At 72.4% G+C, this 1,924-nt stretch carries 2 protein-coding genes and 1 pseudogene; 1 reads left to right on the top strand and 2 read right to left on the bottom strand.

Features of this window, described 5'->3' with window-relative positions; all coding sequences use genetic code 11:
- The coding region (locus AB0O67_RS37250) for a TerD family protein (protein WP_365460528.1) at positions 1 to 630 on the top strand (630 nt) is incomplete at its 5' end.
- A gap of 124 nt (positions 631 to 754) precedes the next feature.
- On the opposite strand, the gene AB0O67_RS37245 is transcribed toward AB0O67_RS37250, so the two are convergent.
- On the bottom strand, positions 755 to 1,327 hold the full coding sequence (locus AB0O67_RS37245) for a helix-turn-helix domain-containing protein (RefSeq protein WP_365460525.1): 573 nt from the start codon (positions 1,325 to 1,327) through the stop codon (positions 755 to 757).
- A gap of 81 nt (positions 1,328 to 1,408) precedes the next feature.
- Positions 1,409 to 1,924, bottom strand: a pseudogene (locus AB0O67_RS37240) (TROVE domain-containing protein); the annotation flags it as partial.

Here is a 1,924-nt window from a genome sequence, read left to right as displayed (position 1 = left end):
GCCGCGCCCCCCGCGCCCCCGGCCGCCCCGCCGGCCCCCGCCCCGGGCGCCGGGAAGATCAACCTCGACAAGGGCCGGGTCAACCTCCAGAAGAACCAGACGGTCTCCCTGGTCAAGGGCGGCCGCCCGCTGCTCTCCCAGGTCAAGATGGGCCTCGGCTGGGAGCCGGCCTACCGCGGCCGGGACATCGACCTGGACGCCTCGGTCATCGCCTACGGCCCGCAACGCAACCACATCGACAGCTGCTACTTCGGCAAGCTCCAGATCGTGGGCGGCGCGATCAAACACTCCGGCGACAACCTCACCGGAGAGGGCGGCGGCGACGACGAGGTCATCGTGGTCGACCTCGGCCGGCTCCCGCAGGAGGTCACCGGCCTGGTCTTCACGGTCAACTCCTTCTCCGGTCAGAAGTTCACCGAGGTCGCGAAGGCCTACTGCCGCCTGATCGACGCCGCCAGCGGCGAGGAACTGGTCCGCTTCGACCTCACCAACGCCGAGGCACAGACCGGCGTGCTGATGGCCAAGCTGATCCGCCAGTTCACCGGCGAGTGGGAGATGACGGCCATGGGCGACTTCGTCAAGGCCCGCACGGTCCGCAACATGGTCAAGCCGGCGGCCCAGGCCCTCTGAGCACCCCCCAGGCCACCGGCAGCCACACGACGACACCGGCGGGCGCCACACCACCCGGCGCCCGCCGGCGTCATCGGTCGCCGCATCCGCTGGGCGGACCCGCCCCGGCAGGCGGCCTGCCGCCTCACCGCCCCGGCCGCAGGCCCTCCGTCAGCAGGGACAGGTAGCGCCGGATGTCCGAACCCCCGCCGTTCGCCAGCTCCGACGCCGTGGCCAGGCCGTGCGTCAGTCGCAGGATCTCGATCGGCTCGACGTCCCCGCGCAGGGTGCCGTCCGCCTGCGCCGCCCGTACGAGCCGCTCCGCGGCCGCCGTGAGGCAGGTGCCGCAGGCGGTGTCCACGGCCGAGCCGTCGCTCGTCACGGCCGTGCCCAGCAGTGACTTCAGGCCGCGCACCTGGATCACGCCCAGGCCCAGTTCATTGAGCCATTCCACCAGAGCCCGGCCCGGCGGCAGCCGGCGCGCGATCTCGTCGGCGCGCAGCGCCAGCGCCTCGATCCGGTCCAGGTAGGCGGCCTCCAACAGCGCCTGACGCGTCGGGAAGTGGCGGTAGAGCGTGCCGGACCCGACCCCCGCCCGCTTGGCGATGTCGTCGAGCGACGCGCCCTCCCCGTGCTCGGCGAAGGCCTCCACCGCCGCCTTCAGCAACCGCTCGTAGTTACGCCGAGCGTCCGCACGCATGGGCTTGACCTGCGTCATCCAGCAACTCCTCGCACACCGGAGACTCTCGACGCATGCTACTTCGCCCTGCCCCGGACCGGGGCAGGGCGCCCACGCTCCTCAGCCGGCCGACACCCAGGGCCAGTCGGCGTCCCGCGCCGCCTCCAGCAGCGGCACCATGCGGAACGCCGCGTCCGACAGCCCTCCGAAGGTGTGCCGGTTCCCCTTCCCGGACGGCCCGTGGCCCGCCCGGTACCCGGCGAGGTCCCAGGTGTAGACCGGCACGTGGGCCGGAACCTGCTCGGTCGGGTCGCCGTGCCTGCTGCGGGTGTACTGCTCGTCGGTGACGATCAGCACCCGGTCGTGCCCGCGGTAGTGCCGGCGTACCGCCTCCGTGGTGTCGGTGCCTCCCAGGTCGCCGAACCGCTCCAGCACCTTGAGCACCGACTCTCCCTTGCGGAAGGGCACCTGATTGCTGGTCGTCCCGAACTCGACGACGTCCGCGTCCGCCGCCCGCAGCGCGAGCGCCGTGCCGAAGATCGCCGCAGCGTCGGCCCGGTTGAGTTCCGACCGGTCGGACAGCCGTGAGTAGAACATCGAACCCGAACGGTCGACGAGCACCAGCGTCCGCCCCGG

Origin of the sequence: Streptomyces sp. NPDC086077 (assembly GCF_040686175.1) — a bacterium.
GTDB lineage: Bacteria > Actinomycetota > Actinomycetes > Streptomycetales > Streptomycetaceae > Streptomyces.
Note: the sequence above shows the minus strand (reverse complement) of the source record. Positions and strands in the feature narration are given on the sequence as shown.